22 protein-coding genes are annotated in these 20546 nt (G+C 50.9%); 18 read left to right on the top strand and 4 right to left on the bottom strand.

The window, feature by feature from the left end; translation table 11 throughout:
- The first annotated feature begins 3 nt into the window (after positions 1-3).
- From LG201_RS01780 to LG201_RS01760, 5 genes are all read left to right on the top strand, one after another.
- Positions 4-720, top strand: coding sequence for a pseudouridine synthase (locus LG201_RS01780; RefSeq protein ID WP_226771899.1), 717 nt, complete (start codon positions 4-6; stop codon positions 718-720).
- A gap of 165 nt (positions 721-885) precedes the next feature.
- The gene (locus LG201_RS01775; RefSeq protein WP_226770469.1) at positions 886-2454 is read left to right on the top strand and encodes a DEAD/DEAH box helicase; all 1569 of its coding nucleotides are present in this window, start codon (positions 886-888) and stop codon (positions 2452-2454) included.
- A 12-nt stretch (positions 2455-2466) separates the two neighbouring features.
- A complete protein-coding gene (gene recQ / locus LG201_RS01770; protein ID WP_226770468.1) occupies positions 2467-4299 on the top strand; it encodes a DNA helicase RecQ in 1833 nt (610 codons plus the stop codon).
- Positions 4300-4314: 15 nt separating this feature from the next.
- Complete coding sequence (locus tag LG201_RS01765) at positions 4315-4791, top strand: YaiI/YqxD family protein (protein WP_226771898.1); 477 nt, start codon at positions 4315-4317, stop codon at positions 4789-4791.
- A 2-nt stretch (positions 4792-4793) separates the two neighbouring features.
- Positions 4794-5360: a lipocalin family protein gene (locus LG201_RS01760; RefSeq protein WP_226770467.1), complete on the top strand. Its 567-nt coding sequence runs from the start codon at positions 4794-4796 to the stop codon at positions 5358-5360.
- A 19-nt stretch (positions 5361-5379) separates the two neighbouring features.
- On the opposite strand, the gene LG201_RS01755 is transcribed toward LG201_RS01760, so the two are convergent.
- A complete protein-coding gene (locus tag LG201_RS01755; RefSeq protein WP_226770466.1) occupies positions 5380-5895 on the bottom strand; it encodes a BON domain-containing protein in 516 nt (171 codons plus the stop codon).
- 266 nt (positions 5896-6161) lie between these two features.
- Here LG201_RS01755 and LG201_RS01750 point away from each other — a divergent pair, with 266 nt between their 5' ends.
- Positions 6162-6857: a DUF2490 domain-containing protein gene (locus LG201_RS01750; RefSeq protein WP_226770465.1), complete on the top strand. Its 696-nt coding sequence runs from the start codon at positions 6162-6164 to the stop codon at positions 6855-6857.
- 120 nt (positions 6858-6977) lie between these two features.
- Here the strand turns inward: LG201_RS01750 and LG201_RS01745 are convergent, their stop codons facing one another.
- On the bottom strand, positions 6978-8393 hold the full coding sequence (locus tag LG201_RS01745) for a sensor histidine kinase (RefSeq protein ID WP_226770464.1): 1416 nt from the start codon (positions 8391-8393) through the stop codon (positions 6978-6980).
- Between the two features lie 120 nt (positions 8394-8513).
- Between LG201_RS01745 and LG201_RS01740 the strand changes: the two genes are divergently transcribed.
- The 8 genes from LG201_RS01740 to LG201_RS01705 all read left to right on the top strand — a co-directional run bounded on the left by LG201_RS01740 (position 8514) and on the right by LG201_RS01705 (position 13702).
- The gene (locus LG201_RS01740; RefSeq protein WP_226770463.1) at positions 8514-8678 is read left to right on the top strand and encodes a DUF1328 domain-containing protein; all 165 of its coding nucleotides are present in this window, start codon (positions 8514-8516) and stop codon (positions 8676-8678) included.
- A gap of 46 nt (positions 8679-8724) precedes the next feature.
- A complete protein-coding gene (locus tag LG201_RS01735) occupies positions 8725-9144 on the top strand; it encodes a hypothetical protein (protein ID WP_226770462.1) in 420 nt (139 codons plus the stop codon).
- Positions 9145-9263: 119 nt separating this feature from the next.
- Positions 9264-9896: a response regulator gene (locus LG201_RS01730; protein ID WP_226770461.1), complete on the top strand. Its 633-nt coding sequence runs from the start codon at positions 9264-9266 to the stop codon at positions 9894-9896.
- Positions 9897-9991: 95 nt separating this feature from the next.
- The gene (locus tag LG201_RS01725; RefSeq protein ID WP_226770460.1) at positions 9992-10426 is read left to right on the top strand and encodes a response regulator; all 435 of its coding nucleotides are present in this window, start codon (positions 9992-9994) and stop codon (positions 10424-10426) included.
- A gap of 232 nt (positions 10427-10658) precedes the next feature.
- Positions 10659-12089, top strand: coding sequence for a cytochrome ubiquinol oxidase subunit I (locus LG201_RS01720; protein ID WP_226770459.1), 1431 nt, complete (start codon positions 10659-10661; stop codon positions 12087-12089).
- Positions 12090-12096: 7 nt separating this feature from the next.
- Positions 12097-13104 (top strand): cytochrome d ubiquinol oxidase subunit II, encoded by a 1008-nt coding sequence (gene cydB, locus LG201_RS01715; RefSeq protein ID WP_226770458.1) that lies wholly within the window; start codon positions 12097-12099, stop codon positions 13102-13104.
- Complete coding sequence (locus tag LG201_RS01710) at positions 13091-13240, top strand: DUF2474 domain-containing protein (RefSeq protein ID WP_226770457.1); 150 nt, start codon at positions 13091-13093, stop codon at positions 13238-13240. The genes cydB and LG201_RS01710 overlap by 14 nt, the downstream gene beginning before the upstream one ends.
- Positions 13241-13387: 147 nt before the next feature.
- Positions 13388-13702 (top strand): DMT family transporter, encoded by a 315-nt coding sequence (locus tag LG201_RS01705; protein ID WP_226770456.1) that lies wholly within the window; start codon positions 13388-13390, stop codon positions 13700-13702.
- A gap of 21 nt (positions 13703-13723) precedes the next feature.
- Here LG201_RS01705 and speG read toward each other — a convergent pair whose 3' ends face one another.
- Positions 13724-14290: a spermidine N1-acetyltransferase gene (speG, locus tag LG201_RS01700; protein WP_226770455.1), complete on the bottom strand. Its 567-nt coding sequence runs from the start codon at positions 14288-14290 to the stop codon at positions 13724-13726.
- Between the two features lie 135 nt (positions 14291-14425).
- Between speG and LG201_RS01695 the strand changes: the two genes are divergently transcribed.
- From LG201_RS01695 to LG201_RS01680, 4 genes are all read left to right on the top strand, one after another.
- Positions 14426-14932, top strand: a complete 507-nt coding sequence (locus tag LG201_RS01695; protein ID WP_226770454.1) for a sigma-70 family RNA polymerase sigma factor — start codon at positions 14426-14428, stop codon at positions 14930-14932.
- Positions 14914-15885 (top strand): FecR domain-containing protein, encoded by a 972-nt coding sequence (locus tag LG201_RS01690; protein ID WP_226770453.1) that lies wholly within the window; start codon positions 14914-14916, stop codon positions 15883-15885. The genes LG201_RS01695 and LG201_RS01690 overlap by 19 nt, the downstream gene beginning before the upstream one ends.
- A 108-nt stretch (positions 15886-15993) precedes the next feature.
- Positions 15994-18396 (top strand): TonB-dependent siderophore receptor, encoded by a 2403-nt coding sequence (locus LG201_RS01685; RefSeq protein WP_226770452.1) that lies wholly within the window; start codon positions 15994-15996, stop codon positions 18394-18396.
- A gap of 11 nt (positions 18397-18407) precedes the next feature.
- Positions 18408-19601: a PepSY-associated TM helix domain-containing protein gene (locus LG201_RS01680; RefSeq protein WP_226770451.1), complete on the top strand. Its 1194-nt coding sequence runs from the start codon at positions 18408-18410 to the stop codon at positions 19599-19601.
- Between the two features lie 29 nt (positions 19602-19630).
- Here LG201_RS01680 and LG201_RS01675 read toward each other — a convergent pair whose 3' ends face one another.
- Complete coding sequence (locus LG201_RS01675; protein ID WP_226770450.1) at positions 19631-20539, bottom strand: TraB/GumN family protein; 909 nt, start codon at positions 20537-20539, stop codon at positions 19631-19633.
- Positions 20540-20546: the final 7 nt, after the last annotated feature.

The raw sequence follows: 20546 nt of genomic DNA, 5'->3' as shown, positions 1-20546 counted from the left end.
CCTATGCAACTAGAACGTATCCTGCACTCTCAGGGCTTCGGCTCACGTAAAATCTGTCGTGGCCTGATCCGCCACGGTCATGTCTCTGTCAATGGTGAGGTCTGCGACCAGCCTTTTACTGAATTCGAGACGGAAAACCTGCAATTCAACGTCCGTGGTGAAGATTGGCAATTCCGCACCCAAGCCTATCTGATGCTGCACAAGCCTGCGCATTATGAATGCTCGCACAAGCCACAGCATCATCCGAGTATTTTCAGTTTGTTGCCGCCAGAGCTGATGGAACGTGGCGTGCAATGTATTGGGCGACTGGATGAAGACACCACAGGCCTGCTGATGCTGTCTGATGATGGGCAGTTCATCCACCGCATGAGTTCGCCAAAATGGAAGGTGCCTAAAATCTATGAAGTCACCACCAAGCACGCGGTGGATGCTGAGCAAATCAACACCCTGATGACGGGCGTGCAATTGCTGGATGAGCCTGCCCCGATTGCGGCGCTGGCGTGTGAGCTGATCAGCGAAAACGTGTTGCACCTGACACTGGCTGAAGGCAAATATCACCAGGTGAAGCGCATGTTAGCCGCAGTGAGTAACCGAGTGGAAGGCTTGAAGCGCATCCGTATCGGACAACTGGAGCTGCCGGATGACCTGGCTCCTGGTGAGTGGCGCTGGCTGGATGACGTGATGCTGGAACGCATTGCCCCGACGCGAAATAATTCTTAACATCACGCGAGTGTTTTTTACCGTATAATCTGCAATCCCTGCGCCAACTCCAATCGGCGCAGCGGTCTACCTGATTTTGTTTCTTCTTGCCGTCAGCCTTGATTGGAGTTATGTCACCACGTAACAGGCCGACCCAAATATCCTTGAATATACTGGAGTTTTAGTTTGTCTTCTGAAGTGATCACTACCCAATCGAACACCCAATTTTCTGACCTCGGCCTGGCGGAACCCATCCTGCGTGCCATTGCAGATGCGGGTTATACTCACCCGACCCCCATCCAGGCCCAGGCCATTCCGCTGGTACTCAGTGGTGGCGACCTGATGGCAGGTGCCCAAACCGGCACAGGTAAAACGGCAGGCTTTACCCTGCCGTTGCTGCATTTGCTGCAAAAAGAATCGATCCAGAACAAGCCTGGTCAGCCACGCTGTCTGATACTGACACCGACCCGCGAGTTGGCGGCACAGGTAGAAGAGTCGGTGCAAACCTATGGCAAACATCTCAAGCTCACCTCCATGGTGATGTTTGGTGGTGTAGGCATCAACCCGCAAATCGCGCGTTTGAAAAAGCCGATAGACATCCTGGTGGCAACGCCTGGTCGCCTGCTGGATCATGCTACCCAAAAAACCATAGACCTATCCGCGATTGAAATTCTGGTGCTGGATGAAGCTGACCGCATGCTCGACATGGGCTTTATCCGTGATATCAAGCGTGTACTCGCCTTGTTGCCAAAGAAGCGCCAGAACCTGCTGTTCTCTGCCACCTTCGCCGACGAAATCAAGGACCTGGCTGACAGCCTGCTGCACAACCCTGGCTTTGTCGAAGTTGCTCGCCGCAACACCGCTTCTGAATTAGTGGAACAAACAGTGCACCTGGTGAGCCAGGGGCATAAGCGTGAATTCATGGCCCACCTGATTCGCCAGAACGAGTGGAAACAGGTGCTGATTTTTACCCGCACCAAGCATGGCGCCAACCGCCTGGCCGAAAAACTCAGCAAGGACGGTATTGCCGCTGCCGCGATTCACGGCAACAAGAGTCAATCTGCACGCACCAAGGCGCTGGCAGACTTCAAAGATGGCACATTGCCAGTATTGGTAGCAACCGACATTGCAGCGCGTGGCCTGGATATCGATCAGCTGCCACAAGTAGTCAACTTCGAGCTGCCCAACGTGCCTGAAGATTATGTACACCGCATTGGCCGTACTGGTCGTGCAGGCAGCACCGGCGCTGCTGTGTCATTGGTCGACAATGAAGAGCTTAAGCTGCTGAAAGGTATTGAACGCCTGATCAAGCGCGAGATTCCACGTGTAGCAATTGAGGGCTTTGTGCCAGTAGAAAAACCATCCACCGAGACACGTCCACCACGTCCTCCACGTCCGGCCCAGCAAAGTAAACCAGCACCAAGAAACGGTCAGACAGCCAAAGAACACCAAGGAACAAGAACTGGTCAGCCTGGCAGAAATGGCCAGGCGGCGAATGGCGAACCACGTCAAGGCAGGAATCAGAACCGTCCAGGCCAGCAACAGCCTCGCCAGCAGGATAATCGTAACAATGCTGCATCTCAAGGCAACCAGGATAACCGGGCTAAAAAGAAGCCAGCGGAAGATCAATTCCTGTCTGAAGCTGCACGTCATCAGGCCATGCCACAAACCGGCCTGTTTGTACCACCACAGCCGCCAAGACGTCAGTTCAACCCAAACAACCAGGGCACCAAGCCTAACCGCGGCCGTCGTTAAAACAGGCTGCAAATGGCAGCACTTAATGCCCACGCAGTACTGCAGGACACTTTCGGCTATAGCGCTTTCCGGGGCCAGCAACAGGCCATTGTCGAGCACGTAGCCGCAGGCGGCGACGCCCTGGTGCTGATGCCCACCGGCGGCGGCAAGTCTTTGTGTTATCAGCTTCCTGCATTATTGCGGGAAGGCATAGGCATTGTGGTTTCCCCGCTGATCGCCTTGATGCAGGATCAGGTGGATGCATTGCTGCAGCTCGGCGTCCGCGCTGCCTTTCTCAACTCCAGCCTGGATGCCGAGACCTCCCGCAGCATTTATCAAACACTGATGCGTGGCGAGCTGGATATGCTCTATATCGCACCGGAACGCTTGATGGCACCGGGATTTATCAGCACGCTGGAACAGGTACAGCAACGCTTCGGCATTGCGCTTTTCGCCATTGATGAAGCGCATTGCGTGTCTCAGTGGGGCCATGATTTCCGCCCGGAATATCGTCAGCTGACCGTATTGCATGAGCAGTTCCCTGATGTGCCGCGCATTGCACTCACGGCCACCGCCGACACTCCCACCCGTAATGAAATTGTCGAACGGCTTGGACTGGAACAGGCGGAACAGTTTGTATCCAGTTTCGATCGGCCGAATATCCGCTACCGTGTTGCCCTCAAGGACAACGCCCGCAAGCAGTTGCAGGCTTTTCTTGAAACCGAACACAGCAACGATGCGGGCATTATCTATTGCCTGTCCAGACGCAAGGTAGAAGAAACTGCTGCCTGGCTAAAGGAAAAAGGCTGGGATGCCCTGCCTTACCATGCCGGACTCGATGCGAGAACGCGGCAAACCAACCAGCAGCGTTTCCTGCGCGAGGAAGGCATTGTGATGGTGGCCACTGTCGCTTTCGGCATGGGTATAGATAAACCTAACGTGCGTTTTGTCGCGCATCTGGACCTGCCCAAAAGCATGGAAGGCTATTATCAGGAAACAGGCCGGGCCGGACGTGATGGTCTGCAAGCCAATGCCTGGATGGTCTATGGTCTGGGCGATGTCGTCAGCATGCGGCAATTGCTGGACGGTGGTGACACTCCCGATGAGCGCAAACGGCTGGAGCGGCAAAAACTCGATGCCCTGCTCGGTTACTGTGAATCCACTGCATGCCGCCACCAGGCCATCCTGCGTTATTTTGGCGAACAACATCCCGGCAACTGCGGACAATGTGACAACTGCCTCAATCCGGTCGATACCTGGGATGGCACCGAAGCCGCCCGTATGGCACTCTCCTGCGTCTACCGTACCGGCCAGCGCTTTGGCGCCGGCCACCTGATCGACGTATTGCTAGGCAAATCTTCTGCGCAGGTAGAACGTTTCAACCACACATCGCTTTCCACTTTCGGTATCGGCAAGCAACTCAGTCAAACCCAATGGAGCAGCGTATTTCGTCAACTGGTGGCAGGAGGCGTACTGGAAGCCGATATGGAAGCCTACGGCGGCCTCAAGCTCACAGATGAAGCCAGGCCCCTGTTGCGCGGAGAATCTGAAATCTGGTTCAGGCGCGATGCTGAAGTGAGCAATATCAGTAAGGCGGAACGTGCCAGCCGTAGCAAGGAAGCTTATGCTGGTGTCAATGATGACCCGCTCTGGTTGGCACTCAAGGCTAAACGGCTGGCACTGGCACGAGAGCAGGAAGTCCCGCCTTATGTCATCTTCCATGATAGTACCCTGCTGGAGATTCTCAACCGGCGCCCCACAACCCTCATTGAAATGGGCCGCATCAGCGGCGTGGGTCAGGCCAAGCTGGCCCATTACGGCGATGAATTTCTCCAGGTACTGGAAGAGCATGCAAACGGAGCATAGGGCTTAGGCACCATGATACAAATTTGGGTAGACGCTGATGCCTGTCCGGTAGTCATCAAGGAAATTCTGTTTCGCGCAGCTGATCGCAGCGGCATGATGGTGACACTGGTGGCCAACAAGTTACTGCGTGTACCGCCCTCACCTTATATCCGTGCATTACAGGTACCCGGCGGGTTTGACGTTGCAGATAATGAAATTGTACAAAAACTGGCACCTGGTGATTTGGTCATTACCGCCGATATTCCGCTGGCAGCTGACGTGATTGCCAAAGGTGGCCACGCACTGAACCCGCGTGGAGAGATGTATGATAAAGGCAACATAGGTGAGCGCCTGGCCATGCGCCACTTTATGGAAGACCTGCGTAGCAGTGGCGTCGAGCTAGGTGGCCCTGCCTCGTTCAGCCAGTCAGACCGACAAGCATTTGCGGCTGAACTTGATCGCTTTATCGCGCGTCACAGCTCATCAACCCTGAATACCATTAAGAAAGCATGATCATGAAGCGTCTATGCTGGTTGGCTTTATCCCTCGCCCTCATCGCTTGCAGTGGCACCGAAACCCCCAAGGGCATTCAGCCTGTCAGCGATTTCAAGCCTGATCAATATTTAGGCACGTGGTATGAAATTGCCAGGCTGGATCACTCATTTGAGCGGGGGCTGGATCAAGTGACTGCCACTTACAGCAAGGCGGACGATGGCAGTATCAAAGTCATCAATCGTGGCTATAACGCCAAGAAAAAACAGTGGGATGAAGTGGAAGGCAAAGCATATTTTGTAGAAACGCCAGATATAGGCAAACTCAAGGTATCGTTCTTTGGCCCATTCTACGGCGCTTACAACATTTTTGTGCTGGACAAGGTGAACTACAACTTTGCGATGATTGCCGGCCCTGACCGTGACTACCTATGGATACTCTCACGTTCACCCCAGCTATCCTTCCCGGTCAAGGCGGAGCTGGTCTCCCGTGCACAGGCCTTAGGGTTTGACACCAGCAAACTGATTTATGTGAATCATGGCGGGCTGGAATCAATAAAAATCCCGCATGGTTCAACCATGCGGGATTGATGTATCACCTTAACCTAGGTTAGCTCTTGACGATCAGGTTGTTCTTGACCGACTTCACGCCCTCAATAGACTTGGCAATTTCACCTGCCTTGGTAATTTGAGCCTTGTTGTTCACAAAGCCGCTCAACTGCACCACACCCTTGAAGGTTTCTACGCTGACCTGCAGGCCGCTGAACCCCTCTTCCTTGAGAATGCTGGCTTTCACCTTGGTAGTGATGGTGCTGTCATCCACTACGCGCCCCACTTCTTTCTTTTGCTGAGCGGATTTGTAATCGGAATATTCTGCCTGGGTCAGCTTGGCATCCTTGTTCTTGTCTGCAGCATTAAAGTGCTGCTTGCTATAAAAACTGTCTTTGCTGGCTTCGGTATAATTCAGATGACCATCACCATTGGTATCCAGTTCATTGAACTGCTTGACGTCAGGGCTTTGGCTTGCTTCATCCGAAATCGATACGGCCATTGCACTGCCTGCTGACAGACTGAAAGCAACCACCGAGAACAGGGCCAGAGATTTTAGTTCTTTAATTTTACGCATGTTTAGTTCTCCATGATGTTGATTGAAATTCTGATGCTATCGTACCTGTGCCAGGTTAGATGCACCGTCATCCCCTCTCTGGTTCTGCTGTCAGAGAGCGCTGACTGTGGAGCCCAGTACCATCAGAAGGTCTGCATGACACTTGTTTTGTTGTCTGGATTATTTAAGTGTATTCAGGTTAATATCGCGGCCTTTGCTTTTGACCGATCCTCATAGCGTTCTGGTCATGCACTGGATATAACTTTCATCACAGAAAAGGTAGTTTCATGAAAATTGTGCTCTCCTCAGCCTCCTTGCTACTCTCCATAATCGCCTCTGCTCTGCCCTTGCATGCCTATGCTGACACAGAGGAAGATGGGCGGCTCTGGTTGAACCTGACCATGGAGGGAACCTTATCTCAGGAGCATAAACTGGGCTGGTACGTGGAGCTGCAACCACGCTGGAAAGAAGAGCTCAATCACTTTGATCAATACCTGATCCGCCCGGCGATCAATTACAAGCTATCAGACCGGGCCAGCATCTGGCTGGGTTATGCTGATGTGCGGACCAATCTAGCCAAGGGAACCTCGCATGAACAACGCTGGTGGCAGCAGTTCATGTACACCTTCCCGACTTTCGATAATGGCATTACGCTGACTAGCCGTACTAGACTGGAACAAAGGAATCTGGACACTGGGGATGACACTGGCTACCGCGTCCGGCAATTGTTGCGTGCCAGTAAAAAGCTGGAGTCCAACGCAGACCTCAGCCTATTGTTATGGAATGAATTATTTGTGAATACCAATAATACGGATTGGGGCGCTCGTAGCGGCTTTGACCAGAACCGGGCATTTGCCGGGATTGCCTGGCAAGCCCAAGCAAATGCCAGACTTGAAGTAGGCTATATCAACCAGTTTATCCGTGGGCAGAACAGCGACCGTATGAACCACATACTGTCGACTTCATTATTTATCCGCTTCTAAGAGCGGCTAACAAAACTCTCCTGGCGTTGTGGCTTTGCCTTGTCGTATACCTTGTACTGCCAGCGGCAAAACCTAGCCAGGAGACCACTGCGCTGAGTTTTGTAAACGCTCTAAAGAGGCCTAAGCTACATCCACCTGCATAGGCACAATCGCCAACAGGTGTACGCCCTTCCCAGGCTGGCTGCTCAGTTCTATGCGTCCACCAATCGCCATAATACGATTACGCATACCAGCCAGGCCATGCGTAGTCTCCTGTTCAATATCCATGGTCATGCCTACTCCGTTATCCTCAATTTCCAGCTTGAGATAATCGAGTGCCACCACCATTTGCACTGACACCTTGGTGGCCTGGGCATATTTACTTGCATTATTCAGCGTCTCTTGCACCACGCGATAGGCAATCAGATTAACCGGCTCGTTCAACTCAGTAGTATCGTCAGGCAGGATGACATCCATCTCCCACTGATTGCGTTCTCCCATGTCATCGATCAATGAACGCAGTGCTGGCCAGAAGCCAAAGGTGGTAATCATGGAGGGATGCAGGTTCTGCACCACTTGGCGCTTGAACTGAATACCCTGGTCCAGATAACGCATGGTCTTGCCCAGCTTTTCCGTAATATCTGGATCTGTCGTCTTGAGTTTGCGCATGGTCCAGGAAATATCCATCTTGGTCGCGGTCAATATCGACCCAAGCTCATCGTGCAGCTCCCGTGCCAGCTTTTGCCTGTCGCGCTCTACATCAGCCTGGTAATCAAGCGCCATGGTCTTGAGCATACGCGTACTGGACTGGAGGCGCTCTTCATAGACATCACAATCCCGTATCAATTGTTGGCGCAACAAATCCCGATTGGTCATTTCATGTACCAGCTGACGAATCACCATAATCACCAGCAGCAGCAAAATCACTGCACTGCCGATAATCGCGGCACGCGTGACCGCGGTAGTGGTGCGACGTTTTGCAATCAGGGTCACCAGCGCCTCATTCTGCTGGTCAAGCAATAGCTGGGTGTATTGCATGAACTTGGCCATATCCAGAATGCCTTGATCCAGATTGACCAGATGCCTGGCCTCATCCTCCTTGCCGGACTTGAAGAATGACAGTGAAAGCCGCATTTCTGCCGCCTTGGCTTCAAGACTCGAGTTCAAGGCAATCAGCCAGCTTTGCTCTTGCTTGCCCTCCATGACCAAGGTTTTGCTGGTGACCAGTCCTTCAATTTTCTTGATATTGCGCCTTGCGTCATCCACAGCGTGTGTAAACGCTTCAGAAAAGTCATCACGGCGGCTCAGTAGAAATCCACGTTGCGCACTTTCCGCACTGATAAGGCTGCTACGCAATTGTTCCAGCGCCACCACGTTCTTCTCAATCTGATCAATCTGCCGACCTTGCTGCTCAATGGAGACAACCCATGCATCGGTAAAAACGACGGAAAGCAATGCCAGCAGCATAGAGGCGGAAAGCACCGCAATCACCCTGCCACCGAGGCGGTTGACGATTTTCTCGCTCAATCGTTTGATCCAACTGATCTTATCTTCCATGTATCCCAATTCTGGCTTGTCAGCCTTATCTTACAAGCGATTCAGCTCTTGTCCGCTAATTGCCTAGCTCCTGACAGCCTACAGTGTAACCCGTACATTACGCAAATATAGGAGAAGGCAATGCTTCACTACACCGTCATATTTTTTGTGATCGCCCTGATCGCAGCTTTCTTTGGATTTAGTGGTATTGCAGCAGGCGCAGCAGAAATTGCCAAAATACTCTTTTTTGTCTTCCTCGTGATTACCATTATTTCACTTGTGAGCGGCATATTCAGCTCCAGGTAAGCCATTTCGGATTCATCAATTTTTATCATTCATCATGGAGCACAATATGTTCAGTATTAATAAAGAATCAGATATTAAGGAAAAAGCAGAGAACCTGGTTGAAGCCACTCAGGATGCTGCCAAGGAAGTCATTGATGATACCAAGGTATCAGCCAAGAAAATTGGCCGCAAGGTGCAAGAAAAGTCTCGCGACAGCAAAAAAGAAGCACTCGCTTTGCTGGAAAGCTTGAAGGATGTGCTGGATCCAGATACGCACGGTTCCACCACTGAAAATATCATCAAGCAATTGTCAGAGAACTTTTCCGACTGGTCGGAATCACTTGAACATGAGCTTTCAAATGCACTCAGCACCAGCCGCAAAACATCTAACAGGTGGTTGCGCAAGCGCTCATTACTGACTCTGTCACTGGCAGTCGGCGCTGGTGTACTAGTTGGATATGCTTTAAGTGGTAACTCTGAAGATTAAGCAATATCTGGCCTTACGCTTCTTCTGCATATGCTGGAAAGTAAGGCCAGACTTGATGATTTGATCAGGTCGCCGTAGTATCCATGATTATAAAATTCAATAAAGGCATACTGACCTTCATGAAAAAAATACTGCTGGTTGATGACCACAATATTGTCCGCCAAGGCCTGCGTAACCTGATTGCATTAGAATCAGACCTCGAAGTCACTGGTGAAGCGGCCTCTGGCCTTGAGGCCATCAAGCTGGTAAGAAGTAACCAATACGATGCGGTGGTGATGGATATTGCCATGCCTGATAAAAATGGCGTGGATACCCTGCACGACCTGCGACATGTATCTCCCGACCTGCCAGTGTTGATATTAAGTGGTTATGGTGAAGAGCAATACGCGCTTAACCTGATGCGTAGCGGCTGTAAAGGCTATCTATCCAAGGATGCCGACTCCGACGAAATCATCAAGGCCATACGCACGATTGCCAATGGCAAGCGCTACATTTCCTCCCAGCTGGCTGAGCTGATGACCAATGAACTCAGCAACCCCTCAGAGAAACAGCTACATGAAACCTTGTCAGATCGTGAGTTTCAGGTGTTCTTCAAGCTCGCCAGTGGCATGAGTGCGACTGAAATTGGTGAAGAACTATGCATCAGTGTCAAAACGGTCAGCACCTACCGCACACGGATCATGGAAAAAATGAGCTTGAAAACCAATGCGGATCTCACTTATTACGCCATCAAAAACCAATTGATTTCTTGAGTGTAATGCGTCAGATGATGTAGGACATTCAGGGATATAAAGAAACCTTAAAGCACTATAAGATGATGCGTAATGATTACTCCATGGAAGCACTAATGTCACGTTCCCGTTCTAATGCAGAACCAAACCCCAGACTGATGAAAGTCTTGCTGGTTGAGGACTCTGCATTATTGCGGGAGGCTATTATGGACATTCTTTCCAGCTGTACCTCGCTGACATTTGCAGGTATTGCTGTGACGCAAAATGAAGCAATTGATAAATTACACCAAGAGCAGTTTGACCTGGCGCTGGTAGATATTGAGCTGGCACAAGGCAATGGATTTGAAGTGATCCGCGCAACGCAGACAGACGATTTTCCCTTTCCACGCCCTACCTATCTTATCCTGACCAATCACGCTTACCCGCAATATCAGGAGCGCGCCCAAGAACTGGGGGTGGAATACTTTTTCGATAAATCCATGGATTTTGACATTGCCATTGATACGATAGAGGCAGAGGCGGCGAAGTTTCAAAATAAGCTGATCGACTGAGCTTCATCCTTCTTCCCATGCTTTATTTCAGCCAGCAAAGTATTTAAAGCGCAATACATCGCAGATGATGTCGTGCAATCTGATACGGGTTTTATCTGGAAATCTGCACCTGTTTACAATCTTCGGTGAACAGTATGCTTAGCAGTTTCGTCACAGAGGCATCTCACAAGTATGCTGCCTCTGGCTTTAGGCTTACAGCCTAGAAAGCCATGAAGGAACCAAAAGGCTCGCTATGTTTGATATTTCCGCCCTAGATCTTGCCCGTGTGCAGTTCGCATTCACGGTGTCCTTTCATATCATTTTTCCCTCCATCACCATCGGGCTTGCCAGTTACCTGGTGGTGCTGGAAGGCATGTGGCTGAAAACCGGGCACTCCGTATACAAGGATCTTTATCACTACTGGCTCAAGATATTCGGCGTCAATTTTGGTATGGGCGTAGTTTCTGGCCTGGTCATGGCCTACCAGTTTGGTACCAATTGGAGCGGATTCTCCGCCTTTGCTGGCAGCGTGACCGGTCCCCTTCTCACCTATGAAGTCCTCACCGCATTTTTTCTTGAGGCTGGGTTCCTCGGTGTCATGATGTTTGGCTGGAGCCGGGTGGGGCCTGGACTGCATTTTTTCTCCACGCTCATGGTCGCGATTGGCACCTTGATTTCCACCACCTGGATACTGGCATCCAATAGCTGGATGCAGACCCCACAAGGATTTGAAATTGCCAATGGGGTGGTCATTCCAACCGACTGGTGGCAGATCATCTTCAACCCATCGTTTCCTTATCGCCTGGTGCACATGAGCATCGCCGCATTCTTGGCGACGGCGCTCCTGGTAGGCGCAGCCGGAGCCTGGCATTTACTACGTAAAAACGATAGTCCAGCGGTGCGCACCATGCTTTCCATGGCTATGTGGATGCTGGTCATTGTTGCCCCCATTCAGGCCATAGTCGGCGATTTTCATGGCCTTAATACACTGGAGCACCAGCCTGCCAAAATTGCTGCCATGGAAGGCCACTGGGAGAATCATGATGGAGAGGGTTTTCCATTGATATTATTTGCCGTACCCGATATGGCGCAGGAGAAAAACCACTATGCACTGGAAATCCCCCGTCTGGGCAGCTTGATCCTCACCCACAGCTGGGATGGCCAAATCGCCGGACTCAAGGAATTCGCAGCAGAAGACAGGCCAAATGCGACCATTATTTTCTGGTCTTTCCGTATTATGGTGGGTCTGGGCATGCTGATGATTCTGCTCGGTCTGTGGAGCTTGCTGTTGCGCAAGCAGGGACGACTATATCAACAACGGCTGTTCCTACAATGCACCCTATGGATGGGCTCTGCGGGTATCATTGCCATTCTGGCAGGCTGGTTTACCACTGAAATTGGCCGTCAGCCATGGGTGGTTTATGGCATCATGCGCACCACGGATGCAGTTTCACGACACGACATATCTTCCCTTGCTGTTTCACTGGCATTGTTTATCGTGGTCTACTTCTTTGTGTTTGGGATTGGCATAAGCTATCTATTCCGCCTGATCAGGCAACCTGTGATCAAGGCAGACCATGGAGAAGACGGTGGCCCCGGCGAACATAAACAAGCCATGCGGCCCTTGTCAGCTACTGATACATCCTTCTCGATTGAGTCACCCTTATCCAACCCTAAGGAATAGCATTTCTATGGACTTTGATTTACCTGTTATATGGTTGATAGTCATTCTGTTCTCTATCACCATGTATGTGATTATGGACGGCTTTGATCTGGGCATTGGCATCCTGTTTCCATTCGTGCAGGATAAACATGATCGCGATGTGATGATGAATACCGTAGCACCGGTCTGGGATGGCAATGAAACCTGGCTGGTACTTGGCGGTGCCGGCTTGATGGCGGCATTTCCCCTGGCTTATGCCATTGTATTGAGTGCACTGTATCAACCGATTATTCTCATGCTGCTAGGCCTGATTTTTCGTGGGGTAGCATTTGAGTTCCGCTTTAAGGCACCTGAAAAAGAACAGCATATCTGGGATAAGGCTTTCATTGGTGGCTCTGTCATGGCCGCCTTTTTCCAGGGCGTGATATTGGGTGCTTACATCAATGGCATTCCGGTTGAGAACAAGGAATTTATCGGTGGCGAACTGGACTGGCTGACGCCATTCTCGATTTTTACCGGCATTGGCGTCCTGATTGCCTATGCTTTGCTGGGCAGCACCTGGTTGATCATGAAAACGGAAGAGCAATTGCAACAACGCATGCTGGCACTCACCCGTCCCCTGATCGCGATGGTCGTCATGGCATTGGCCATTATCAGCATCTGGACCCCACTGGCGCATGCAAACATTGCAGATCGCTGGTTCAGCCTGCCCAACTTCTACTTCCTGGCTATAGTGCCCGTACTGGTGGCCATAAGCATTTACTCCCTGATGCGCGAGCTAAAATCCGGCTATGACATGCAACCCTTCATTTCTGCGCTGATCATCGTGCTGTTGGGGCTGGTGGGCTTAACCATCAGTATCTGGCCGAATATCATCCCACCATCGGTTTCAATCTGGGATGCCGCAGCCCCTACGCAAAGCCTGGTATTTGCCTTAGTCGGCACGTTGTTGATCATCCCTGTCATATTGATCTATACCGTCTGGTCATATCGGGTGTTCAAAGGCAAGGTTCGCCACGGCGATGGCTATCACTAATCCTGCCAAACCGCGCGCCTTGTGGCTAAAACGCCTGCTCTGGCTTATATCAATATGGACGGCGAGTGTGCTCGCCATGCTCGCTGCGGCCTATCTGATGCGGCTTTTCATGCATGCCATCGGACTGCACTCCTGAACTCGGCATTTGACAGCCAAACTTGGGCGTGAAAAAATCAGGCTAATCACTCAATGGCAAAGTATCTTGCTATTATCGACATAAGGGGAACGACCCCATTATGGTCATTACATCCGGGACGACCCGATCTGCACGAAAGGGAACAATATGTCCTGGATATACCTAGTACTCGCTGGCCTGCTTGAAATCGGCTTTACCACCTGCCTGAAGATGTCTGAAAGCTTCAGCAAACCCTTACCCTCTATCGGCTTCCTGATTTTTGCCTTCCTGAGTTTCTTCATGCTGACAAAAGCGCTGGAGGGCATACCACTAGGCACCGCTTATGCAGTCTGGACCGGCATCGGTGCATGTGGCACCGCCATCATCGGTATCTGGCTGTTTGGCGACCCAGCCGGTACCTTGCGCTTACTGTTCCTGCTGTTATTGATAGGCTCGATTATCGGCCTGAAAGTGGTGTCTTAACTGCAATAGCGAATGGCAAGCTCACTCGTCTTGCCATTCGCGCAATACGGATGCATCGACCGGGGCCGCGCCCACATGGCGCAAATAATCTCCTTGCAGCAGCCTCATGCGCAGAGCATCACGATAGGATCCGTTGGAAAAGAATTCTTCCTTCAAGTGCCCCTCCACCTCAAACCCACAGCTTTCATAAATATGAATCGCGGCCAGGTTATCCTGATCGACAACCAGATAGACCTTATGCAGATTCAGTACGCGGAAAGCATAACCCACCGCAATGCGTGTCGCTGACTTGGCCAGACCCCGTCCCTGATAATCCGGAGCGACGATAATCTGGAACTCTGCCCGTCTATGAATATAGTTGATCTCCACCAGCTCGACCAAGCCCGCTAACTCTCCTGTCTCCAGCTGGATGATGAAACGCCGCTCATTCTGCTCATGAATATGTCGGTCATACAGTGCAACCAACTCGTCATACGCCTCGTACGGCTCCTCAAACCAGTAGCGCATGATGGTGTCATTATTATTGAGCTTGTGCACAAAATGCAGATCGTTACGCTCCAGGGGGCGAAGATTGATACGGTCAGCCATAAGCTGTGATCCTGAGGATGAGTGTAGATAGATTATAGCCTGCGTGCCTGCAGGCAAGTGGTCTGAAGCAAATGCATTGCGTAGCCATCATGATATTCGCTAAAATTAGTAACGATTCTTATTTAATTATTTTCCATGTCAAGTTTTGACCTAGCAGCCCAACAGCAACTCCATTCGTTATATAGCGACCATCATGGCTGGCTGCACGGTTGGCTACGCAAGAAACTGGGTAACTCATGGGATGCCGCTGACCTGGCCCATGACACGTTCATGCGGCTGATGGATAAAGAGCGGCTTCAGCATATTGGGCACGAGCCACGTGCCTTGATCACACATATTGCAAAAGGCCTGATTATTGACCACTGGCGCCACCAGGAAATTGAACGCGCTTATCAAGCCACCATTGCCCTGCTGCCGCCAACCCATGTGCCCTCCCCAGAAAGCCGCCTATTGATTCTGGAGTCCTTGGCACGGATTGATCAATTACTTCACGGGATGTCAGGCAAGACCAGGAAGATTTTCATGCTGGCACAGCTTGAGGGAATGAAATATCAGCAGATTGCCGATCAACTCGGCATCTCGTTGATCACCGTCAAGCGCCATATGCAACAAGCGTTTGTCACATGCCTGATCGCACTATGACTCCCGCCATTCTCGATCAGCACATACTGGAACAAGCCGCCGAGTGGCTGGTACTCCTCCAATCGGGCGAGATCAGCCCATCCAGTCACCAAGCCTTTGAAGCCTGGCGTCAACAAAGCTTGCAGCATGACCAGGCCTGGCAACGTGCAGAACGGCTGCTGACTACTTTTGAGCAAGTGCCTGTCGATATTGGGCATCACACACTCCAGCGCCTGCACCGTCAGCAGCGTCGTAAACTGATACACGGCTTGGGTTTATTGCTGGCCGCAGGTCCAGGTGCGTGGATTGCTTACAAAACCCTGCCCTGGCAAGACTGGCAAGCAGATTATCATACCGCCACTGGTGAACAACATGCCTTGCAACTGGCCGACGGTACCACACTCATACTCAACACGGCTACCAGCCTGGATATTCGATATACTCCCCGGCAACGAGAGCTCATTCTGCATCATGGCGAGATTCTCATCGAAACAGGTCATCAAGACCCGGCACAACGCCCTTTCATCGTCAGTACGCCCCATGGCAAGCTGACTGCACTTGGCACCCGTTTTAACGTCAGAAATCATGCTGACCATACCTTGCTGGGGGTTTTTGAAGGCGCTGTGCGCATTGAATTGCCTCAGCGCCAGACCAGCGTGATTCATCACGGTGAACAAACTATATTCAATGCCAATAGCATCCAGGGCCCGCAAACGCTGGATCCCGCACTAGCCCTGTGGAATCAAGGCATGCTGCTTGCCCAGGACATGCGGATGGGAGACCTGGTCGCTGAACTGTCACGTTACCGCTCAGGAATAATGCGTTGTCATCCCGCCATTCAAGACATGCGTGTATCAGGCGCTTTCCCACTTTTGGATAGCGATGCTAGCTTGGAGTTGCTGAAAAAAACCTTACCAATCCAGATCCACTCCATGACCCGATATTGGGTCAGCATCGAACCACTGCAGACCTAGCCCACATTTAATTCTCTCAACCTGATACTTTTTTCCCGCTCATCCGGTGTACATGATGAAACCCTGATTCACAGGGAAACCCGATACCAATACACAAGGGAGTACATCGTGTCATCCGCACCAACACTTCATACCAGGCGCCTGCGTCCAGCCATTCAATATGCGCTTCTCAGCCTGGGAATTGCCACCAGCATACTGAGCACGCCAGTACTGGCAGAAGTACAAGCTGCCTTAAGTGACAAAAAACCATATGAGCTGGCTGCAGGGCCACTGGGACATATCCTAGCTGAATTTGCAGCCATCACGGGCACCAAGCTATCATTTGACGCTACATTACTCGCAGGCCTGAAAAGCCCAGGACTGAAAGGTATTTACAGTATTGAGGAAGGCTTTGAACAACTGTTAAAAGGCAGTGCTTATAGCCTGGAAAATCGTGGAGGAGGCGCTTATTCATTACGCAAGATCAAGCTATTAAAGGAATCCCCTGACGACAATAGCGCGACAAGATTGCCTGAAATGAGTGTTCACGCTACAAAAAATACGGCATCAGAACCCGTACAGGGATATCTGGTAAAAAGCAGCCGAACGGCCACCAAGACAGATACTGCATTGATGGAAGTCCCGTCTTCCATCCAAATTGTCACAAGAGATGTGCTGGATGAGCGGCAGACCATCCGGCTGCAGCAGGGCCTGGAAATGGTCAGTGGCATCATCCCCTCATACAACGGCGGCAATACCATACAGCAGTACTATGCACGCGGGTTTTTAAGCAGCATCGTCTTGCGCGATGGCTATAGAGGACGATCACTTGGCAGTTTCCTGCAAGGCACGGCCCATATTGAGCGTATTGAAGTGTTAAAAGGCCCTGCCTCCGTCCTCTATGGTCGAGGTGAGCCTGGCGGCATTATCAACCAGGTGTCCAAGCAGCCGCTGAGCACTCCTTACCACGCCATCAAGCAACAGTTCGGTTCCAATGATCTTTATAGAACCACACTGGATAGCACGGGCCCGCTTAACGAAGATCAGTCCGTGCTATACCGTATCAATGCCGCTTACGAGAATAGTGACTCCTTCCGCGACTTTATTGATAGCGAAGGTAGTTATTTTGCCCCCGTATTAACGTGGAAAATCAGTGACTCGACACATATCAACTTTAATCTGCAATATGAAAAAACCAAGCAGGAGCTAGACCGAGGTGTCGTTGCCATCGGTCAACGTCCAGCATCCGTTCCTATCAGCACCAATCTTGCCACACCCTTTGCCGGACAATCGAATGAATCAACCCAGGCGGGCATCACATGGTCACACGATTTCACCCCAGGCTGGACATTGCGGCATCAATTTGTCTCAGAACAAACAAACCGCCATGCAATACAAGTCAATCCATCGGGGACACTTAATAGTGATAGGCGTACGATGAGCCGAACTTATTTTGAGCAAAAGGAGAATTTCCGGGCAAATTTCAATGCGCTGGAGCTTGAAGGCAAATTCAAGACTGGTAGCCTCGCACACAAAACACTGATTGGCGCCGATTACTATTCGGCATCTAACCATGCCCCTTTTGCTTTCACTGCCTTTCCTGCTGTGGATGTGTTTAATCCCAGCTATAACCTCGCAAAACCTAATGCGGCATTCAGACATAACAGCGCCAAAAATGACTGGCATGGAATTTATATACAGGACCAGATTCAACTGTCTTCCAGAGTGCATGTGCTGTTTGGAGGTCGGTATGACCAGGCAAAAACCGTGAGCGAATCCAGTACAGCCAGAACCAAAACCGATGATGAAGGCTTCTCACCTCGTACAGGGATCGTATTTGCGCTAACGCCCGCACTATCGGTCTATGGAAGTTATACCGAATCATTCGGCGCAGCCAACTCGGGCACGTCATTCAATAGCAAGGCATTCAAGCCAGAAACCGCACAGCAATATGAAACAGGCTTTAAAAGTGAATTGCTGGATGGCCGTGTTGCAGCCAATCTTGCGCTCTACCACCTGACCAAGCAAAACGTATTGACCGCAGACTCAATCAATACAGGATTCAACGTTCAATCAGGAGAGGCCCGCAGCCGTGGTGTCGAAATTGATATTACAGGGCACATAAGCCCCCATCTCAGTCTGATTGCCAATTACGCTTATACCGATGCCACCTTGACCAGAGACAACAATGGCAACCAAGGCAACCAGCTCTCAGGAACACCGAAACATGCCGCTAGCTTGTGGGGGAAATATAAGCTGACAGGGACACTAGATGGCCTAAGCCTGGGCGGCGGTATTGTGGCTCAAGGCCAGCGTCAGGGAGACAATGCGAACTCATTCATGCTGCCCGGTTTTATGCGTACCGATCTGTACCTGTCATACCAGTGGAAAACCAGCCAACATAGAATCACCACACAACTAAACACTGAAAACCTGCTGGACAAGGAATACTTCAATGCGTCATCCACACGCGGCGAAATACATCCTGGCTACCCTCGCCGCATCATCGGCTCGATTGGTATAGAGTTCTAAGCCACTATCACATGTCGACCAGAGGGGTCCTGCTGGCTATACACCGTTATGGTGGGCTGGCCATCGCTGCTTTTTTAGCGATTGCCGCCCTGACTGGCAGCATCATTGCATTTGAGCATGAGCTGGATAGCTGGCTTAACCCGCACCTATTCAAGGTCCTGCCAACGGGAAATGAGCCGCTTTCCCCTTATAAGCTCCGGGACATAGTTGCCTCGCGCCACCCACAAGCCCGAGTAAACCAGATCAACCTGAACGCACAGCCAGATCACAGCGCAATATTCTATTTGCAATCATGGCCAGGCGACGATGCCGTGACGCATAACAAAATATTTATTAACCCATACACTGGCCTCGAACTTGGAAAACGCAATACACGAGATCCAGCGTTCACTCGCGACAATCTCATTCCCCTGATTTACAAGCTGCACTACTCATTACTTTTACCTGGAAAATGGGGCATCTGGCTACTCGGCATGGTCGCTATATTCTGGACGCTTGATTGTTTTATCGGCTTGTACCTAACCTTACCACGTAAACAATTTTCTTGGTCGTCATGGAAACAAGCCTGGCTAATCAAACGTTCCACAGGATCAATTCGCATGAATTACGACCTACATCGCGCAAGTGGACTATGGCTATGGATGCTGCTGCTTGTGTTGGCTGTATCGTCCGTGCGCCTCAATCTTTATGAGGAGGTATTTGCCCCAGTCGTCAACATATTCTCTCCCATTTCAGTTCGACTGCCTGCGGCGACTGATACTGAGCTGACACTGTCAACAGAACAAATTACATTTCAAGACGCGGTGCTCATCGGTAAACGATACTTAGAAGAAAGTCATATCAAGGCTCAGGTGCAGAGTGTGTATTACGCTGCAGAACTGCATCAATTTCATGTCTCTTTTAGCGCCAAAGGCATCTGGCTCGATATCCTGGGATACTCTTATGTCGTCATTGATGCCAGGACTGGCCTAGCCAATAGCATTCAGTGGGAGACAGGGAACACAGCGGGGGACACCTTCACGGCATGGATGTTTCCCCTGCATTCAGGCAAGGCTTTTGGACTCGCTGGCCGCATCATGATTGCGGTGAGTGGCATTGCAGTGACCATGCTGATTATTACCGGTATTCTTATCTGGTGGAAAAAACGCCGCGTCTATCAGTTTGCTATCAAACGGCAAAAAAACACTGGCCTCCACCGAAGCTGACTATTTGAGATGATGGAGGCAATGTCCTCCTAGTGAGAAAGCAATTGAACCGGGCTGATTTTGAAACCTTTTTGCCTCATGCGCGTGATCAACCCGCCCTCTCCTGGCAGATGCGCCGCCCCCACTGCGGCAAACACCGCCTTTTTCATGGCGGCACTTTCAATCCTCTCAGCCATCAGCACATTGCGCTCATCCAGCAATTTCACCCTGAGCTTGTCCCACAAAGCTTTAGGCAGGGTATCTCCTGTCATCTGCTCATCCAGCTCGCCAACTTTACGCAAATCACCAGCCTCGTAGGCACTGATCAGGCGCTCGAAATCCGCCTCTTTCTCTTCCTGGCTGCGTGCCAGCACACTGCGTAGCATCAATAACTGTTCTTCTCTGCTGATATTCTCCAGTGCACCAAAATGCTCACTGGCACTTTCCAATGCCTGTACCTTTTTCCCCGCCCGCTGCGCTTGCATATACAGCTGCACATCCAGGGTATAAGGAGATTGCGAGCTAGGCAGATCAAATACCATGGCAAGCAGCCAGGGCTTCATGCGCAAGACCAGATCGCGGTCAATCACATGAAAATCGGCAAGCTCAAAGACTTTTTCCAGCTCCTGCTGATTCACCAACTGGTCCAGGCTGATATCACGCATAAAATAAGGCGCCGTGTCACTGGAAGGCAGTATTTCCATCAAGAACACGTCACTCCCTTCGAGCGCCCTGGTCACGGACTCAGTCAGGTTGGTCACTCGTGGATCATCGGTGTGTATCGTGCCAAACAAATAACTGATGGTGCCTTGCCTGGATTCCAGCTTCCATAGCATGCCATTTTCAGTCACCGGGATATTGGGTATATCGCGCGCAATGGCTGACTGAGATAGCAGCAGCATTGCCAGCACAGAAAAAAAGCCTCGCAAGAGGCTTTTAAAAGAAAATAGTTGATCCACCTGGTTT

The organism is Methylobacillus gramineus (assembly GCF_020532675.1).
In the GTDB taxonomy this organism is placed as follows: domain Bacteria; phylum Pseudomonadota; class Gammaproteobacteria; order Burkholderiales; family Methylophilaceae; genus Methylobacillus; species Methylobacillus gramineus.
The sequence above is the reverse complement of the archived record's forward strand: the minus strand, read 5'-3'. Positions and strand labels throughout refer to the sequence as shown.